The organism is Monashia sp. HAY1-2A, assembly GCF_056755315.1.
This window is the reverse complement of record NZ_JBNDHY010000548.1, coordinates 1-256: the sequence shown is the minus strand read 5'-3', so window position 1 is coordinate 256 and position 256 is coordinate 1. Positions and strand designations below refer to the sequence as shown.

The 256-nt window shown below is 72.3% G+C and carries 1 pseudogene; it reads left to right on the top strand.

Annotation, left to right across the window (positions count from 1 at the left end):
* Nucleotides 1-256: pseudogene (locus tag ACPYOM_RS23050) on the top strand (NAD(P)/FAD-dependent oxidoreductase); the annotation flags it as partial.

The following is a 256-nucleotide window of genomic DNA, read 5'->3' as shown; positions in this document are numbered from 1 at the left end:
GATCCGGGATGCGCCCCGCCGAGATCTACTGCCATTCGCTGACCGACCCCTCGCTCCTCGGCGCCGAGCTCCGCGCCTCCGGCGCGCAGACGCTCACCCTGTTCGGATTGCAGGTGCCGCACCGCCTCGTCGCGGGTGCGGATGCCGACACGGTGCGCACACAGCTGCTCGCCGCCGCACAGCGATCGCTGGACTCGGTGCTGGCGGAGCCGATCGCCGACTGCCTGTACGAGGCGCCGGACGGCACGCCGTGCAT